Annotated in this window: 17 protein-coding genes; 4 read left to right on the top strand and 13 right to left on the bottom strand. The window is 69.1% G+C overall.

Annotation, left to right across the window (positions count from 1 at the left end; genetic code table 11):
• Window positions 1-7 precede the first annotated feature (7 nt).
• The 13 genes from tolA to DFQ59_RS14100 all read right to left on the bottom strand — a co-directional run bounded on the left by tolA (window position 8) and on the right by DFQ59_RS14100 (window position 11,102).
• The gene (tolA, locus tag DFQ59_RS14160) at window positions 8-1,162 is read right to left on the bottom strand and encodes a cell envelope integrity protein TolA (RefSeq protein WP_114280358.1); all 1,155 of its coding nucleotides are present in this window, start codon (window positions 1,160-1,162) and stop codon (window positions 8-10) included.
• A gap of 10 nt (window positions 1,163-1,172) precedes the next feature.
• Window positions 1,173-1,610 (bottom strand): protein TolR, encoded by a 438-nt coding sequence (gene tolR, locus DFQ59_RS14155; RefSeq protein ID WP_114280394.1) that lies wholly within the window; start codon window positions 1,608-1,610, stop codon window positions 1,173-1,175.
• A 34-nt stretch (window positions 1,611-1,644) separates the two neighbouring features.
• Entirely contained in the window at window positions 1,645-2,337 is a 693-nt protein-coding gene (gene tolQ, locus DFQ59_RS14150) for a protein TolQ (RefSeq protein WP_114280357.1), read from the bottom strand.
• The gene (gene ybgC, locus DFQ59_RS14145) at window positions 2,327-2,770 is read right to left on the bottom strand and encodes a tol-pal system-associated acyl-CoA thioesterase (RefSeq protein ID WP_281268258.1); all 444 of its coding nucleotides are present in this window, start codon (window positions 2,768-2,770) and stop codon (window positions 2,327-2,329) included. Before ybgC ends, tolQ begins: the two co-directional genes overlap by 11 nt.
• Before the next feature lie 234 nt (window positions 2,771-3,004).
• Window positions 3,005-4,054, bottom strand: coding sequence for a Holliday junction branch migration DNA helicase RuvB (gene ruvB, locus DFQ59_RS14140; protein ID WP_114280355.1), 1,050 nt, complete (start codon window positions 4,052-4,054; stop codon window positions 3,005-3,007).
• A 254-nt stretch (window positions 4,055-4,308) separates the two neighbouring features.
• The gene (gene ruvA, locus DFQ59_RS14135) at window positions 4,309-4,911 is read right to left on the bottom strand and encodes a Holliday junction branch migration protein RuvA (RefSeq protein ID WP_114280354.1); all 603 of its coding nucleotides are present in this window, start codon (window positions 4,909-4,911) and stop codon (window positions 4,309-4,311) included.
• Window positions 4,908-5,432, bottom strand: coding sequence for a crossover junction endodeoxyribonuclease RuvC (gene ruvC, locus DFQ59_RS14130; RefSeq protein WP_114280353.1), 525 nt, complete (start codon window positions 5,430-5,432; stop codon window positions 4,908-4,910). The genes ruvA and ruvC overlap by 4 nt, the downstream gene beginning before the upstream one ends.
• A 53-nt stretch (window positions 5,433-5,485) precedes the next feature.
• Complete coding sequence (locus tag DFQ59_RS14125; protein WP_114280352.1) at window positions 5,486-6,229, bottom strand: YebC/PmpR family DNA-binding transcriptional regulator; 744 nt, start codon at window positions 6,227-6,229, stop codon at window positions 5,486-5,488.
• Between the two features lie 532 nt (window positions 6,230-6,761).
• Window positions 6,762-7,439: an esterase/lipase family protein gene (locus DFQ59_RS14120; RefSeq protein WP_114280351.1), complete on the bottom strand. Its 678-nt coding sequence runs from the start codon at window positions 7,437-7,439 to the stop codon at window positions 6,762-6,764.
• Window positions 7,440-7,577: 138 nt separating this feature from the next.
• Entirely contained in the window at window positions 7,578-8,027 is a 450-nt protein-coding gene (gene nudB, locus DFQ59_RS14115) for a dihydroneopterin triphosphate diphosphatase (RefSeq protein WP_170142167.1), read from the bottom strand.
• Between the two features lie 239 nt (window positions 8,028-8,266).
• On the bottom strand, window positions 8,267-10,051 hold the full coding sequence (gene aspS / locus DFQ59_RS14110) for an aspartate--tRNA ligase (protein WP_114280350.1): 1,785 nt from the start codon (window positions 10,049-10,051) through the stop codon (window positions 8,267-8,269).
• A gap of 141 nt (window positions 10,052-10,192) precedes the next feature.
• Entirely contained in the window at window positions 10,193-10,825 is a 633-nt protein-coding gene (locus DFQ59_RS14105) for a DUF502 domain-containing protein (RefSeq protein WP_114280349.1), read from the bottom strand.
• A 13-nt stretch (window positions 10,826-10,838) separates the two neighbouring features.
• Window positions 10,839-11,102: an FmdB family zinc ribbon protein gene (locus DFQ59_RS14100; RefSeq protein WP_114280348.1), complete on the bottom strand. Its 264-nt coding sequence runs from the start codon at window positions 11,100-11,102 to the stop codon at window positions 10,839-10,841.
• A 250-nt stretch (window positions 11,103-11,352) separates the two neighbouring features.
• On the opposite strand from DFQ59_RS14100, the gene DFQ59_RS14095 reads away from it, so the two are divergent.
• The 4 genes from DFQ59_RS14095 to DFQ59_RS14080 all read left to right on the top strand — a co-directional run bounded on the left by DFQ59_RS14095 (window position 11,353) and on the right by DFQ59_RS14080 (window position 16,627).
• Window positions 11,353-13,191, top strand: coding sequence for an ABCB family ABC transporter ATP-binding protein/permease (locus DFQ59_RS14095; RefSeq protein WP_114280347.1), 1,839 nt, complete (start codon window positions 11,353-11,355; stop codon window positions 13,189-13,191).
• Between the two features lie 154 nt (window positions 13,192-13,345).
• Window positions 13,346-14,896 carry a thymidine phosphorylase family protein gene (locus DFQ59_RS14090; protein WP_114280346.1) on the top strand — a complete coding sequence of 517 codons (1,551 nt, stop codon included), beginning with the start codon at window positions 13,346-13,348 and terminating at the stop codon, window positions 14,894-14,896.
• A gap of 131 nt (window positions 14,897-15,027) precedes the next feature.
• Entirely contained in the window at window positions 15,028-15,957 is a 930-nt protein-coding gene (locus DFQ59_RS14085) for a ribose-phosphate diphosphokinase (RefSeq protein WP_114280345.1), read from the top strand.
• Window positions 15,958-15,961: 4 nt separating this feature from the next.
• Window positions 15,962-16,627 (top strand): DUF1614 domain-containing protein, encoded by a 666-nt coding sequence (locus tag DFQ59_RS14080; protein ID WP_114280344.1) that lies wholly within the window; start codon window positions 15,962-15,964, stop codon window positions 16,625-16,627.
• The last annotated feature ends 97 nt before the right edge of the window (window positions 16,628-16,724 follow it).

The raw sequence follows: 16,724 nt of genomic DNA, 5'->3' as shown, positions 1-16,724 counted from the left end.
GCCTCTGTTATCCCTCCGGTCTGAAATCCAGGTTGAACACACGGAACCGATCCGCCAGCCCCGGCTCCCGCGGCAGGTCCAGCGGCGAGGCCTTGTACACGGCGGCCACCGCGGACCGGTCGAAGGCGCCGTCGCCGCTGCTGGTCACCACGCTCACGTCCACCACGTCGCCGCTGGGAATGACCCGCACCTGCAGCGTGCAGGAGAGGCCCTGGACCGCGCTGGGCGGACGGATCCAGTTGCGCTCCACCCGCTGGCGGATGATGGCGATGTAACGGTCCACCTCCCGCTGGGCGCGCCGGTCCGCCTCCGCCCGCAGGCGGGACTCCTCCGCGGCGATCATCTCCTGGCGCAGCCGGGCCTCTTCGGCCTGCTGCTTCGCCACAGCGGCCTTGCGGGCCTCCTCCTCACGACGCTTCTTCTCCGCGGCGGCACGCTCGGCCTCGATGCGCTGGCGCTCCGCGGCGGCCTGACGGGCGGCCTCCTCCTGGCGCTTCTTCTCCGCGGCGGCCTGGCGGGCGGCCTCCTCCTGACGCTTCTTCTCCGCGGCGGCCTGGCGCGCGGCCTCCTCCTGGCGCTTCTTCTCCGCGGCGGCCTGGCGCGCCTCCTCCTCCAGCCGCTGCTTCTCGGCCGTGAGCCGGCGGGCCTCCGCCTCGGCCTGCTGCCGCTCCTGCTCAGCCTGGCGCTTGCGCTCCGCCTCCTGCCGCCGGGCCTCTTCCAGGGCCTGCTTCTCCCGCTCCAGCTGCTCCAGCCGCGCGGACTCAGCGGCCTGCTGCTGGCGCAGCTGCTCGAGGCGCCGGGCCTCGTCCTGGCGCTGGCGTTCCGCCTTCTCGGTGGCGGCCTTGCGCTCCTCCTCCAGCCGGGTAAGACGCTGCTCCTCGGCCTGGCGCCGCTGCTCGGCCTCGGCGGCCTGCTGCTCCAGGCGCTGCTGGCGGGCATCCTCGTCGGCCCGCTTCTGCCGATCCTGCTGGCGCAGGGCGTCGATCTCGGCCTGAACCCGCTCCTCGTTCACCACCGTGGCCTGCACCACCTGGGGTTCGGCACCGCCCTGCTGCGGCTTGGGCGACCAGTCCAGCCCCACCACCAGGAACACCAGCAGAAGCATGTGCACCAGCACGGCGAACAGGAACGAGACCGGGTAGTCGCGGATGATACGCAGCATGGACCTGGACTCAGCGCTCCTCGGCCTGGGTGACGAGCCCCACACCCGGGGCTCCGGCCCGCTGCAGGAGGGTCATGGCATAGACCACGGTGCCGTAGTCAACCGCCCGATCCCCCTTGACGTAGACAGGCGTGCCGGGGCGGTGACGCAGTACCGCGGCCACCCGCGCCACCAGGTCCGCCTCGGCCAGTGGTGCGTCGCTGTTCTCTCCCACGTTGAGATAGTAGTTGCCGTCGCGGTCCACGCTCACGACCAGGGGATCGGTCTGGTTCCGCTCCAGGGGCTTGGAGGGCGCCTGGGGCAGTTCCACCTTCACCCCCTGGCTGAGCAGGGGCGCGGTCACCATGAAGATCACCAGGAGCACCAGCATCACGTCGATGTAGGGCACCACGTTCATCTCCGACATCGGCTGCCGGCGCTTGTGGTGGCGAGCCTGGACACCTGCCATCAGCGCCATCCTCCGTCACTCGCGGGTCCGCGGTTCATGCCGCACTCCTCTCGCCGCTGTCGGCCTGGCGGTAGAGGATGCTGGAGAACTCCTCCAGGAATGCGTCGTAGCGGGTGTAGAGCCGCTCCACCTGGTTCGAGTAGCGGTTGTAGGCCACCACCGCGGGAATCGCCGCGAACAGGCCCATGGCGGTGGCGATGAGCGCCTCGGCGATGCCCGGGGCCACCATGGCGAGCGTCGCCTGGCTCACGTTCCCCAGCGCCCGGAAGGAGTTCATGATGCCCCACACCGTGCCGAACAGGCCCACGTAGGGGCTGGTGGAGCCCACCGTGGCCAGGAACGCCAGGTGGGTTTCGAGCCGGTCCATCTCCCGGGAGAGCACCACGCGCATGGCCCGCTGCACCCCTTCCACCGCCACCGTGGCCTCCAGCCCGCGCTGCTTGCGCAGCCGCGCGAACTCCTTGAAGCCGGCCAGGAAGATGCTCTCCATGCCCGAGCGGTTCCCCTTGCGGGCGGAGAGCCGGGTGTAGAGTCCGGTCAGCTCGGTGCCCGACCAGAAGTCGTCCTCGAACTCGTCGGCCAGGCGCCGGGCCCGGCGCAGCATGGCCGCCTTCTGGAAGATCATCGTCCAGGAAGCGAGCGAGGCGAACAGCAGCAGCAGCAGCACCCCCTTGACCAGGGGGCTTGCCGTGAGGACGAGACTTACCAGGGACAGGTCAGCGGTCACCGCTTATCTCCGCGAGTATCTCAGGTGGTATGGGCCGGGGGCGCAGGGCATCGGCGCTCACGCAGGCCACACGGATGCGGCCGGTACACAGCGGCACCGCGGGCTCCTCCCGGCGGACGATGGACTGTTCGAAGGTCAGACTCGCGCGGCCCACCCCGGCGATGCGCGAGTCCACCTGGAGCAGGTCGTTGAAGCGTGCCGGACGCAGGTATTCCAGGGCGGCGGAACGGACCGCGAAGATGACCCCCGCCTCGCGGGCGAGGGCATCCTGCTCGAAGCCCAGGCTGCGCAGCCATTCCGTACGGGCCCGCTCCATGAAACGGAGGTAGTTGGCGTAGTAGACCACACCCCCCGAGTCGGTGTCCTCGTAATAGACGCGGACCGGCCACACGAAGTGCCCGTCCGTCACCGACTGCCGCGTCTGTTCCTTCACTGCCGAAGCTGCCCTGCGTAAAAGTCCGAACTATGCTAACGGAAACATCCGTCCGCCTCCACCGCCCGCCACCCGCCCCGCGAACGCCATTCAGGGATAACGGACGGGGCGCCCGGTTTGGTTCAACCCCATACCCGGTCGCGGCCATATCGCGACCCGCCCGCTGCCGACGGTGGCGGCGCAGGCTCTGGATAATCAGTCCGTTGGGGATTCCGGCGCCGGTCAGAAAATGACCTAATCCAGCGCGGAAGGATCGAAGAGGTCCGGGATCGATGCCGATGGTGCATTCTGCCCGGGTTTCAGTCCGAAGTGAAGATAGGCGTTGCGGGTCGCCACCCGGCCCCGGGGCGTGCGGGCGATGAAACCCTGCTGGATGAGGAAGGGCTCCAGCACGTCCTCGATGGTGTCGCGCTCCTCGCCGATGGCCGCCGCGAGACTGTCGATGCCCACCGGCCCGCCATCGAACTTCTCGATCAGAGCGCCGAGCAGCTTGCGGTCCATGAGGTCGAAGCCCATGGCGTCCACGTCCAGCATGGCCAGCGCCTCGGCGGCCACCGTCCGGTTCACCTGGCCGTCGGCCCGCACCTCGGCGTAGTCGCGCACCCGCCGCAGCAGGCGGTTGGCGATGCGCGGGGTGCCCCGGGAGCGGCGGGCGATCTCGTGGGCGCCGTCGGCGGTCATGCCCACGGCCATGATGCCGGCGGAACGGGTGACGATGCGGGCCAGCTCCTCCACGCCGTAGAACTCCAGCCGCTGGACGATGCCGAAGCGGTCGCGCAGGGGCGAGGTGAGCAGCCCGGCGCGGGTGGTGGCCCCCACCAGGGTGAAGGGCGGCAGGTCCAGCTTGATGGAGCGCGCCGCCGGCCCCTCCCCGATCATGATGTCCAGCTGGTAGTCCTCCATGGCCGGGTAGAGGACCTCCTCCACCACCGGGCTGAGGCGGTGGATCTCGTCCACGAACAGCACCTCGCGCGGCTCCAGGTTGGTGAGCAGGGCCGCCAGGTCCCCGGGGCGCTCCAGCACCGGTCCGGAGGTCTGCTTCAGCCCCACCCCCATCTCGTGGGCGATGATGTGGGCCAGGGTGGTCTTGCCGAGCCCGGGCGGGCCGAAGATGAGCACGTGGTCCAGCGCCTCGCCCCGGCGCCGGGCGGCGTCGATGAAGATCCCCATCTGCTCGCGCACGGAGGCCTGGCCCACGTAGTCGGCCAGGCGGACCGGGCGGATGGTCTCCTCCACGGTGACGTCCTCGGGGCGGGTCTCGGCGGCAATCAGGCGCTCGGTCATCGGCCTCTCCGGCACTGGAAAGTCTCTATGGAACCATGAAGTTCGGATTGGGCAAACAAAAACCGGTAAACCGCAGATTAACGTTGATTTGCGTGAATTTTCCAGCCAGCTTCATCTGCCGCCACAGCACCACTGCTAGCGGAGTCACATCTACGACCGGGCACCGCACCCCATCAGGAATCTCATGAGAAATCAACGAAAATCAACGTCAATCTGCGGTTTACCGTATTTTCGGTGCACTGCCGGGAGTCGGATCAGACCATGCCGCGCAGGGCGTGGCGGATGATCTCCTCGCTGGTGAGGCCCTCGGCGGCGACGGCCTTGACCGCCCGCACCGCCTCGGCCTGCTTGTAGCCGAGGGCCACCAGGGCGCTGACCGCGTCGTCCACGGGCGTGACGGGGGCGCCGGTTCCGCCCGGCCGGCCGGAGGCGGGCAGCACCGCTCCGCCCCCCCAGTCGGCGAGGCGGTCGCGCATCTCCACCACCAGCCGCTCGGCGGTCTTCTTGCCGATGCCCGGCAGCCGGGTGAGGGCGGCGACGTCCCCCTCCTGGACACAGCGGGCGAAGCTGTCGGCCTCCATGCCGGAGAGGATGGCGAGCGCCAGGCGCGCGCCGACGCCGGAGACCTTGATCAGGGTGCGGAACAGGGTGCGCTCGCGCAGTTCCATGAAACCGTAGAGCAGGTGGGCATCCTCGCGCACCACCAGGTGGGTGTGCAGGGAGACCTCGGCGCCCACCGCCGGCAGGCGGTAGAAGGTGGTCATGGGCGCCTCGATCTCGTAGCCCACGCCGTGCACGTCGAGCAGCAGCCAGGGCGGCCGCTTCTCCAGGATGATCCCGCGCAGGCGCCCGATCATCGCCACCGCCCTCCCCGCCGGCCGCGGACGGTCACCGCCCCCATGCGCGCCAGGGTCTGGCCCGTGTGGCCGTGGCACAGGGCCACCGCGAGGGCGTCGGCGGCGTCCGCCGAGGAGATCTCGCTCAGGTTCAGCAGCGCCTTGACCATGTGCTGCACCTGCTCCTTGACCGCCCGGCCGCCGCCCACCACCGCCCGCTTGATCTCCTGGGGGGTGTACTCGGCCACCGGCAGTCCGTGGGCGGCCAGGGCGCAGATGGCCGCGCCCCGGGCCTGGCCCAGCTTCAGGGCCGAGTCGGGATTGCGGTGCATGAACACCTGCTCCACCGCCGCCTCGTCGGGGGCGTGGGTCTCGATCACCGCGCTCAGCGCGGTGAAGATGTGATGCAGCTTCTGGGCCAGGGTCTCCCCCTCCACCCGCACCTCGCCGCTGGCGACATAGGCGCTGCGGTTGCCCTCCACCCGCACCAGCCCGTAGCCGGTGATCCGGGAGCCGGGGTCGATGCCGAGTATCAGCGGCATGGGCGGGCACCCAGGGGTGGAGTGCGATCGTGGCGGGAGCGGCTCACCGGTGCTCAGAGCTGGGCCAGGATCTCGTCGGAGATCTCGGCGTTGGAGTAGACCTTCTGCACGTCGTCCAGATCCTCCAGCATGTCCAGCAGCCGCACCATCTGGCCGGCGTTGTCGAGGTCGAGCTCGGCGTTGGTGGCCGCCCGCATGGTCACCTCCGCGAACTCCGGCTCCAGCCCCGCGCCCTTGAGCCCCTCCAGCACCTCGTGGAAATTCTCCGGCGTGGCGAGCACCTCCACCGAGCCGTCGTCGTTGGTCACCACGTCCTCGGCGCCGGCCTCCAGGGCCGCCTCCATGACCGCATCCTCGTCGGTGCCGGCAGGAAAGCTCAGCAGCCCGGTCTTGGTGAACTGGAACGCCACCGAGCCCTCGGTGCCCAGGTTGCCGCCGCACTTGGAGAAGGCGTGGCGGACCTCGGCCACGGTGCGGTTGCGGTTGTCGGTCATGGCATCCACCATCACCGCCACGCCGCCGGGGCCGTAGCCCTCGTAGCGCACCTCGTCGTAGTTCTCCCCATCCATCTCGCCGGAACCGCGCTTCACGGCACGCTCGATGGTGTCCTTGGGCATGTTGTTGGACAGCGCCGCATCGATGGCCGCGCGCAGGCGGGGATTGGCCGCCGGGTCACCGCCCCCCATCCGGGCGGAGACGGTGATTTCGCGGATGAGCTTGGTGAACAGCTTGCCGCGTTTCTTGTCCTGGGCGCCCTTGCGGTGCTGGATGTTCGCCCACTTGCTGTGACCTGCCATAAAACCTCGCGCTTACGATCCATAAATGTGCGGATTCTAACATGACGCAGGCGAAGCCGTGCCGACAACCCGGGCGGCATCACCCCATGAGAGGCCGCCCATTCATCCGCAGATTACACGGATTACGCAGATGATCGCGGTGTTGGCAGGGATCGGGATCCGGCCGTTCCAGCTCAGGGACGTAGCGAATGGCTGTACAGGATCCGGGCGGGCTGCCGGGTAAGCCCTGCCCTTTACCCACAAATCAGTCATCAGAGCCTCCCGGAAGCGTCAGGACAAGGCGCGGTGCGCAGGGAATGGTGGCTTCCCTTTCCAAGTGCCGCAACGCAGGACTGGCGCTTCCGGGAGGCTCCCTCCGGGCGAGCCGCTGGGCGGCCATCCGCGGCGTTGCATCCTCTTGAGGCAGAACCACTGCCCCGGCGAGGATGCGCCTTGCGCCTGACTGCCCAGTGACTCGCTGATGGCCGATTTGTGAGTCAAGTGCAGGGCAAGCCTATCTGCGTAATCTGTGTAATCTGCGGATAATGCTTTTTCAACCCCGCTCTTTCGCGTCCGGCCCGTGCGGGAAACAGCCGCTGGCGAGGAAGGCGGAGATGGCTTCGGCCACCTGCTCGGAGAGGACCAGGCCCATGTGGCTGACGGGCAGCTCCAGGTAGTCGGCCATCTCCGGGCAGCGGGTCTCGGCGGCGGCGACCGTGCCGTCGTTGGGGCTGTCCAGCCCCGGCACCACCATCCCCAGGCCCATGCTCATGGTGCCGGCGATGACGCCCAGGTCCCGCTCCGGCGACCAGGCCGGCGCATCGCCCATGAGCCCCATCCGGCGGCCGTTGCCGAGCACCCAGCCCAGCGGGCCGAGCCCGTTGAGCACCTGGGCGACCTTGCTGCCGGTGTGGGGCGTGCCGAGGGTCACCACCCGGCCCGCGGGCGCATCCGGCCTGTCGCTGAAGTAGTGGCGCAGCAGCAGTCCGCCGAGGCTGTGGGCGACGAAGTGGACCCGGGGCGCATCCAGTTCCGCCACCACGGCGTCCAGGGCGTCCAGGCTGTCGTCGACCGAGCCCTGGAAGGTGGTGTAGGTAAAGCGCCGGCAGTGCCAGCCGCGCCCCTCCAGCCGGTGCTGCAGCAGGCTCATCTCCAGCCCCGGCATCCACAGCCCGTGCAGCAGCAGCACCGGGGCACTCCCGGGGGCTTCGTCCTTGCGTTCGTTCGTCATGAGTCGGACTCTGCGTCCATCGTTCCGGTTTGCCACAGATTACGCCGATTGCGGGGAGAGTTTGAGGTTTCCTGAAACCCCGAAGCGGCGCTCCGGGCGCCCGGCAGGGCGTGACGCCCACGACCGGAACCGGGCCCGTCAGCCGGGCGCGCGGGCGGGGACGAAGCGCTCGATGGCCTCCCGGTTGGTCCAGGAGCCGACCCGGGCGGCGGCCTCGGCGGCGGGCAGCCAGGCGTACTCGGCGTGTTCGCGGGGACTGAGCCGCACCGGAACCGGCACCGGCAGCTCCAGCAGGAACCAGTGCTCGAGGTTGTGGTCCGCCTCCGGGGCGTAGCGCTCGCGCCAGGGCGGGACGATGGGAAAGCGGCGGGTCACCCCGGCCGCGGACAGCCCGCCGGCAGACAGCCCGGACTCCTCGGCCAGCTCACGCCGCGCCGCTTCCGCCGGACTCTCGTCCCACTCCAGGCTGCCGGTCACCGACTGCCAGAAATCCGCCGGCTCGTGCCGCCGCAGCACCAGCACCTCCCCGGTGCGGGTATAGACCAGCACCAGCACCGACTCCGGCCGCTTGTACGCCATTCCGGCCATGGGGGGGAAGCACCTTAATGGACAGGATTAACAGGATTTACGGGATTGAAGTCGTATACGTATCCGCTGGTAGCGTCCGCAAGTGCCAACCATGCGGACCCGGGGTATCGGCATTCACTGCAAGACAACCTGGTCTCCGCAGCTCTGTAAATAAACGATATCCTGTCAGTCGGTTATAACTGGCTCTCGATCCGCTTCAAATCCTGTCAATCCTGTCAATCCTGTCTATTGGAAAAATCTCAGCCCTCCTGCCCCGGGACGCGGCGCAGGCGCAGGTTGAGATCGCGCAGCTGGCGGTCGTCCACGGCGGAGGGGGCGCGGGTGAGCGGGCAGCTGGCGCTCTGGGTCTTGGGGAAGGCCATGACGTCGCGGATGGAGGCCGCGCCGGTCATCAGCATCACCAGCCGGTCGAGGCCGAAGGCCAGCCCGCCGTGAGGCGGGCAGCCGTACTTCAGCGCCTCGAGCAGGAAGCCGAACTTGTCCCCGGCCTCCTCCTCGGAGATGCCGAGGATGCGGAACACCTGCTGCTGGACGGCATGGCGATAGATACGCATGGAGCCTCCGCCCACCTCGGTGCCGTTGAGCACCATGTCGTAGGCACGCGAGCGGCAGGCGGCGGGATCGGACTCCAGCAGTTCGAGGTCCTCCTCCTTCGGGGAGGTGAAGGGGTGGTGCAGGGAGATCCAGCGGCCGGCCTCGTCGTCCCACTCGAACATGGGAAAGTCCACCACCCACAGGGGGCGCCAGCCGCGTTCCATCAGGCCGCGGTCCTCGCCCAGCTTCACCCGCAGCGCGCCGAGGGCCTCGTTCACCACCTTGGCCTTGTCGGCGCCGAAGAAGATCAGGTCGCCGCTCTGGGCGCCGGTGCGCTCCAGGATGGCGGCCACCGAGGCGTCGGGCAGGAACTTGAGGATGGGCGACTGCAGCCCCTCCCGCCCGGCGGCGACGTCATTGACCTTGATGTACGCCAGCCCCTTGGCGCCGTAGATGCCGACGAACCTGGTGTAGTCGTCGATCTCCTTGCGGGTCAGCTCGCCGCCGGCGGGCAGGCGCAGGGCGGCCACCCGGCCGTTGGGGTCGTTGGCGGGGGCGGAGAAGACCTTGAACTCCACCTCCGCCATGACGTCGCCCACGTCCACCAGCTCCAGCGGCACGCGCAGATCGGGACGGTCGGAGCCATAACGGCGCATGGCCTCGGCGTAGGTCATGCGCGGGAAGGGGTTGGGCAGGGCCTCCTCGAGGGCGTGGGCGAAGACCTCGCGGATCATCTCCTCCATCAGGGTCATGATGGATTCCTCGTCCATGAACGAGGTCTCGATGTCCAGCTGGGTGAACTCCGGCTGCCGGTCGGCGCGCAGGTCCTCGTCGCGGAAGCAGCGCACGATCTGGTAGTAGCGATCCATCCCGGCCACCATCAGCAGCTGCTTGAACAGCTGGGGCGACTGGGGCAGGGCGTAGAACTCGCCCTGGTGGACCCGGCTCGGCACCAGGTAGTCGCGGGCGCCCTCGGGGGTCGCCCGGGTCAGCACCGGAGTCTCTATGTCCATGAAACCGTTGCGATCCAGGTACTCGCGCAGGGCGCGGGTGACCCGGGCGCGCAGCTTCATGCGGGTCAGCATCTCGGGGCGGCGCAGATCCACGTAACGGTAGCGCAGGCGGGTCTCCTCGCCCACTTCCACGTGTTCGTCCACCGGGAAGGGCGGCGTCTCCGAGGCGTTGAGGATCTCGACCCCGGAGGCGGCCACCTCCACCTGCCCGGTGGGGAGATCGGGATTGGCGGTGCCCTCGGGCCGGCGGCGGACCCGGCCGCTGACACGGATGACGTATTCGCTGCGCAGCCGCTCGGCGTGGGCGAAGTTCTCCGGGTTGTCCGGGTCGAACACCACCTGCACCAGACCCTCGCGATCGCGGAGATCCACGAAGATGACTCCACCGTGGTCCCGGCGGCGGTGTACCCAGCCGCAGAGTTCCACATCCTGATCCAGATGGCTTTCGTTCAGATGGCCGCAATAGTGGCTGCGCATGACTCGCGGGGTCCTGTTGCTCGTTGAAACGCGTGAGATGGGATCAAAAGCGGGAATGTTACAGCCCCTGAAATGGTCAAAGCAAGGCTCGGCACCACCCGGACGCCCTTTCCGGACAAGGGCCTGCCCGCCGCGGCGCGGCTATGCCGTCGCCTTGTCCGGAGACGGACGGCGGCTGCCCGGCTTCACCACGCCGAGGGAGATGATGAGCTTCAGCGCATCATCCACGCTCATGTCCAGGAACTGGACCTCGGCCCGGGGGACGAAAATGATGAATCCCGAGGTGGGGTTTGGCGTGGTGGGCACGAACACGGTCACCAGATCCTGGCCGGTGCGGGTGCTGGTCTCCTCGGTGCCGGCCCCGGTCTGGAACGCAATGCTCCAGATGCCCTTGCGGGGGTATTCCACCAGCAGCACCCGGCGAAACGATTGTCCATCCCCGGCGAACAGGGTCTCGGCCACCTGCTTGGCGCCGGTGTAGACCGAGCGCACCAGCGGGATGCGGGAGAGCAGGCTCTCCCACAGGCCCACCAGCCGCCTGCCGAGCAGGTTGGCCACCAGCATGCCCGTGGACAGCACCACCACCACCGAGAGCACCACCCCGAGGCCCGGAACATGGAACCCCAGCAGGGCGTCGGGACGGTAGTCCGGCGGCAGCAGCAGCAGGGTGCGGTCCATGAGGTCCACCAGGACCTTGACCACCAGGACCGTCACCCCCAGGGGCAGCCAGACCAGCAGCCCGGCGATGAGATAGCGGCGCAGCGTGGTGACCACGGAGGGGCCGGTATCAGTCGGAGCAGGCCGGGCAGGCCCCGGTGCCGCAGGCGGGCGCCGAACCGCTGTCGGAGCTGGCGACGTTCTTCTTGCCGCCGCCCTTGAAGTCGGTTTCGTACCAGCCGCCGCCCTTGAGACGGAACCCGGTGGCGGAGATCAGCTTGCGCAGCTCCGGCTTGCCGCACTCGGGGCAGTCCACCAGCGGCTCGTCACTCATCTTCTGCATGGCCTCCAGGGCGTGGCCACAGGCATTGCAGGCATACTCGTAGATAGGCATTGCTTCACCTCGGAAAGACCATGGGTACGGATGGATACCGCCCACATGGGGACACGGTTTCGGATGTCAAGGCCCGCATTATACAGCGCTTTGGGGCAGAGCCACCGATTACCGCGCGGCACACGGGTAACCCCACGCGGACAGGGTGATTGGGCGCGAAAGCCGGCCCGCCCGCCACAACCCCGCCGGTTTCTGCTACCGTTTCCCTCCCCGCGGCTCCCGCGGGACACACGTTTCCGGGATTGACGGCATGATACACGGCGCACGTTACACCGAGGCGCCCCGCGTGCGGGGCCGCGACCTGAGGATCCTCGCCGGGCTGCTGCCCTTCCTGCGCGAATACCGCGGGCGGGTGCTGCTGGCGCTCGCCAGCCTGGCGCTGGCGAAACTGGCCAACGTCGGCGTGCCGCTGGTATTGAAGGAGATCATCGACGCCCTCGACACCGAGCGGGCCACCGCGCTCATCCTGCCCCTGGGGCTGCTGCTGGGCTACGGCGCCCTGCGCCTTTCCAGCGCCATGTTCAACGAGCTGCGCGACTCGGTCTTCGCCCGGGTTCGCTACCGGGTCATGCGCCGCATCTCCATCCGGGTGCTGGAGCATCTCCACGCCCTCAGCCTGCGCTTCCATCTGGAGCGCAATACCGGGGCCATCTCCCGCGACATCGAGCGCGGGACCCGCAGCGTGAGCACCCTGCTCAACTACCTGGTCTTCAACATCCTCCCCACCCTGTTCGAGTTCATCCTGGTGTCGGCCATCCTGTTCGGCAAGTACCCGGCCGGCTTCGCCGGCGCGGTGCTGGTCACGGTGGGCGTCTATGTCACCTTCACCCTGCTCATCACCGAGTGGCGCATGCACTACCGGCTGCGCATGAACTCCCTGGACTCCCACGCCAACAGCCAGGCCATCGACGGGCTGATCAACTACGAGACGGTGAAGTATTTCGGCAACGACCGGTTCGAGGTCAGCCGCTACGACGGCAGCCTGTCGGAGTGGGAGGACGCCGCGGTGAAGAGCCAGACCTCCATGTCGCTGCTCAACTTCGGCCAGGGCGCCATCATCGCCCTGGGGGTCACCGTGGTCATGGTGATGGCGGGACAGGGCGTGGTCGCGGGCGCGCTGTCCCTGGGCGACCTGGTGCTGGTGAACACCATGATGCTGCAGCTGTTCATGCCGCTCGGGTTCCTCGGCGTGGTCTACCGCCAGATCAAGCACACCCTGGTGGACATGGGCCAGATGTTCGACCTGCTGGAGCGCACCCCCGAGGTGCGTGATGCGCCCGACGCCGGCGAGCTGAGGCTGGCGCACGCCCCCGAGGTCCGCTTCGACCGGGTGAGCTTCGCCTACCAGCCGGAACGGCCCATCCTGCGGGAGGTGGACTTCGCCATCGCCCCGGGGACCAAGGTGGCGGTGGTGGGTCCCTCCGGCGCCGGCAAGTCGACCCTGGCGCGGCTGCTGTTCCGCTTCTACGAGGTGGGCTCGGGCGCGATCCGGGTGGACGGCCGGGACATCGCCGGCGTCACCCAGGAGAGCCTGCGCCGGGCCATCGGCATCGTTCCCCAGGACACGGTGCTGTTCAACGACACCATCTTCTACAACATCGCCTACGCCCGCCCCGAAGCCAGCCGGGAAGAGGTGGAGCAGGCGGCCCGGCTGGCCCACATCCACGACTTCATCGCGGGGCTGCCCCAGGGCTACGACACCCTTGTGGGCGAGCGGGGCCTGAAGCTCTCCGGCGGAGAGAAGCAGCGGGTCGCCATCGCCCGGGTGATTCTCAAGAACCCGCCCATCCTGGTGTTCGACGAGGCCACCTCCTCCCTCGACTCGCGCTCGGAGAAGGCCATCCAGACCTCGCTCGCCGAGGTGGCGGAGAACCACACCACCCTGGTCATCGCCCACCGCCTGTCCACCATCGTCGACGCCGACACCATCCTGGTGATGGACCAGGGCCGGGTGGTGGAGCGCGGCACCCATGCCGGTCTCCTCGCCGCCGACGGCATCTACGCCCGCCTCTGGGCCCTGCAGCAGGCCGAGTCCCGCGAGCCCCGCCTGCCGCCGACGGCGGCCGTGCCCGAACCGGCCGAGCGTTGAAAACCGTCAAGCAACCGCAGGTTGGCGTTGCTTCAGTGTCAATCTGCGCTTGAATCCCGACTTCTGCACCACCGTAGCCACCGGCTGGCGCGCGGTGCCGGCGGCGCCCGTCCCGGCTCTGGCCCGGACCCCGTCCGGGGTGTAAATTGGCAGCATGGGCAAGGAACCGAACGGCAACGGGCTGCTGCGGCTGCGGCGGGTGGATATCGACACCTACCGGGAGAACGTGGGCTACCTGCACCGGGAGTGTCCGGTCTACCGTGCCGAGGGCTTCCAGGCCCTCTCCAAGGTGGAGATCACCACCAACGGCAAGACGGTGCTGGCACTGCTGAACGTGGTGGACGACGAGGCCATCGTCGCCCCCGACGAGCTGGGGCTCTCGGAGCAGGCCTTCGACCAGCTGGGCGTGGAGGCCGGCGCGCCGGTGCGGGTGGCCCAGGCCGAGCCCCCCGCCTCCATGGACGCGGTGCGGCGCAAGATCGCCGGCGAACGGCTCACCGAGGAGGATTTCCACGCCATCACCCGCGACCTGGTCCACAACCGCTACTCGAAGATGGAGATGGCCGCCTTCCTGGTGGCCTCGGGCCAGACCGGCCTCGATCGGGACGAGGTCCTCTACTACACCCGCGCCATGGCCGACTCGGGACGGCGGCTGGACTGGCACGAGCCGCTGGTGGCGGACAAGCACTGCATCGGCGGCATTCCCGGCAACCGCACCAGCATGCTGGTGGTGCCCATCGTCGCCGCCCACGGCATGCTCATCCCCAAGACCTCGAGCCGCGCCATCACCTCCCCGGCCGGCACCGCCGACACCATGGAGGTGCTGGCCCGGGTCGAGCTCTCGCCCGAACGCCTGCACAGCATCGTGCGCAAGGAGCGCGGCTGCCTGGCCTGGGGCGGCACCGCCCACCTGGCCCCCGTGGACGACATCCTCATCGCCGTGGAGCGGCCGCTGGGCATGGACGCGGTGGGCCAGATGGTGGCCTCCATCCTGTCCAAGAAGCTGGCGGCGGGGGCCACCCACCTGCTGGTGGACATCCCGGTGGGGCCGACCGCCAAGGTGCGGCACATGCGCCAGGCGCTCGCCCTGCGCAAGCTGTTCGAGTTCGTGGGCGATCGCATCGGCATCCTGCTGGAGGTCATCATCACCGACGGCCGCCAGCCCGTCGGCCGCGGCATCGGCCCGGTGCTGGAGGCCCGCGACGTGATGCAGGTGCTGGGCAACCACCCCGACGCCCCGCCGGACCTGCGCCAGAAGGCCCTGCGCCTTGCCGGTCGGGTGCTGGAGTTCGACCCCGACATCCGCGGCGGTCACGGCTTCGCCATTGCCCGGGACATTCTCGACTCGGGACGGGCGCTGGCCAAGATGAACGCCATCATCGCCGCCCAGGGCGGGCTGGAGGCCAGTCCCGGGCCCAGCGAGCTGACCCACGAGGTCACCGCCGCCCAGGACGGCGTCGTGGTGGGCATCGACAACCTGCAGATGAACCGCATCGCCCGCCTTGCCGGCGCCCCCATGGACAAGGGCGCCGGGGTGGACCTGCTCAGGAAGCTGGGCGACCCAGTGCGGAAGGGTGAACCCATCTACCGCATCCATGCCGAGTTCGAGGCCGACTTCCGCTTCGCCCGGGGGCTGGCCGAGCGGGACAGCGGCTACAGCATCGGCACCACCGAGCAGCTGCCCGGCACCTACGTGGATTTCTGAACCCCGGCCACGGCGCGCCGGCGGCTGCGAAACCGGTGCCGGTGAGCTATTGTTAGTGGTCCAGGACAACCGCCAACCGGTCACCGCGATGATTCCAGACCTGAGAACGGCAACGGCAGGAGAACCCGGCCATGTCTGACATGCTGGTACTCGGATTCCCGGAATACCAGTCTCCCGCCGTACGCCTGGGCAAGGCGCTGGATTGTCCCTGCGATGCGGTCGCGGTCCACCGGTTTCCGGACGGGGAGAGCCTGGTGCGCCTGCCCTCGGAGCTGCCCGCCCACGTCATCCTGTGCCGCAGCCTGGAGCACCCCAACGACAAGCTGGTGGAGCTCCTGCTGGCCATCGACACGGCCCGCAACCTCGGCGCCGAACGGCTGACCCTGGTGGCCCCCTACCTCTGCTACATGCGCCAGGACACCGCCTTCAATCCCGGTGAGGCGGTCAGTCAGCGGATCGTGGGCAGGCTGCTCGGCGAACGGCTGGAGGCGGTGATCACCGTGGATGCCCACCTGCACCGGATCAGCGATCTGCCCGAGGTAATCCCCGGGGCCCGGGCCGTCAACCTGACCGCGGCGCCGCTGATGGCCGCACGGCTCGCCCGGCGCAGCGACGGCCCCCTGCTGCTGGGCCCCGACCAGGAGTCGGAGCAGTGGGTGGCGGGCATCGCCGCCAAGGCGGGGCTGGAGTACGCCATCGCCCACAAGATCCGCCACAGCGATCACGCCGTGAGCATCAGCCTGCCGGAGGTGGAGGTTGCCGGACGGACGGTGGTGCTGGTGGACGACGTGGTGAGCACCGGGCACACGGTGGCCGAAACCGCCGCCGCCCTCAAGGCGGCCGGCGCCAGGCGGGTGGACTGCCTGGTGACCCACCCGCTGCTGGCCCCCGGCGCCGAGCAGCTGCTGGAAAAGGGGGGGATTGACACCCTCTGCAGCAGCGACAGCATCATCCACCCGAGCAACGTCGAACAACTGGCCGGACTCCTGGCACGGGCAATCCGTTCCCTGGACGGCGCGGACACCCTGGAGCCCGACAGCCTCATCGTCGACGGGGGCTGAGCCCGTGCGCTCACCCTTCTCGCCCCTGCAGCTGCTGCTGTTCATCTTCCTCATCGCCTTCCTGGTGGTGTTCGTGCAGCTCGGCGTGCTCACCATCGCGGTGGAGAAACTGGGCCTTTCCCCCTCCTCCGCGCTGCTGCTGCTGGCCGCCTCGCTGTTCGGCAGCGCCATCAACCTGCCCCTGTTCCAGGTGGATGCCCGCCCGCCGCCCCCGGGCCAGCTCGACTGGCGCTTCCGCACCCTGCTGCGCCCGCCCCCGGCCTTCACCGGCAAGACCGTGGTGGCGGTGAACCTGGGCGGCTGCCTGATCCCGCTGACCTTCTCCGCCTACCTGATGCGGCTCCACCCCCTGGGCTGGGGCGAGGTGCTGGCGGCGGTGGCGGCGGTGGCGGCCATCAGCCACTGGATCAGCCGACCCATCCCCGGTCTCGGCATCGGCATGCCCATTTTCGTCGCCCCCCTGGCCGCCGCGGCCGTGGCCCTGCTGGTGGACCCGCAGCAGAGTGCACCGCTGGCCTACATCTGCGGCACCCTGGGCGTCCTGGTGGGCGCCGACCTGCTGCGCATCGGGGATATCCGCGCCATGGGGGTACCCATTGCCGCCATCGGCGGGGCGGGCACCTTCGACGGCATCTTCATGACCGGTATCGTCGCCGTGCTGCTCGCCTGAAGGACGGCAGGAGCGGGCGCCGCGGAAACGCCCCGGCGGCAGCGTCCGTGCAGGCGGCCCCAGTCGAAGACTCCGGGGGGTGTGAACCGGGCCACGT

The sequence above is a fragment of the Thioalbus denitrificans genome (assembly GCF_003337735.1).
Classification (GTDB): Bacteria; Pseudomonadota; Gammaproteobacteria; order DSM-26407; family DSM-26407; genus Thioalbus; species Thioalbus denitrificans.
Note: the sequence above shows the minus strand (reverse complement) of the source record. Positions and strands in the feature narration are given on the sequence as shown.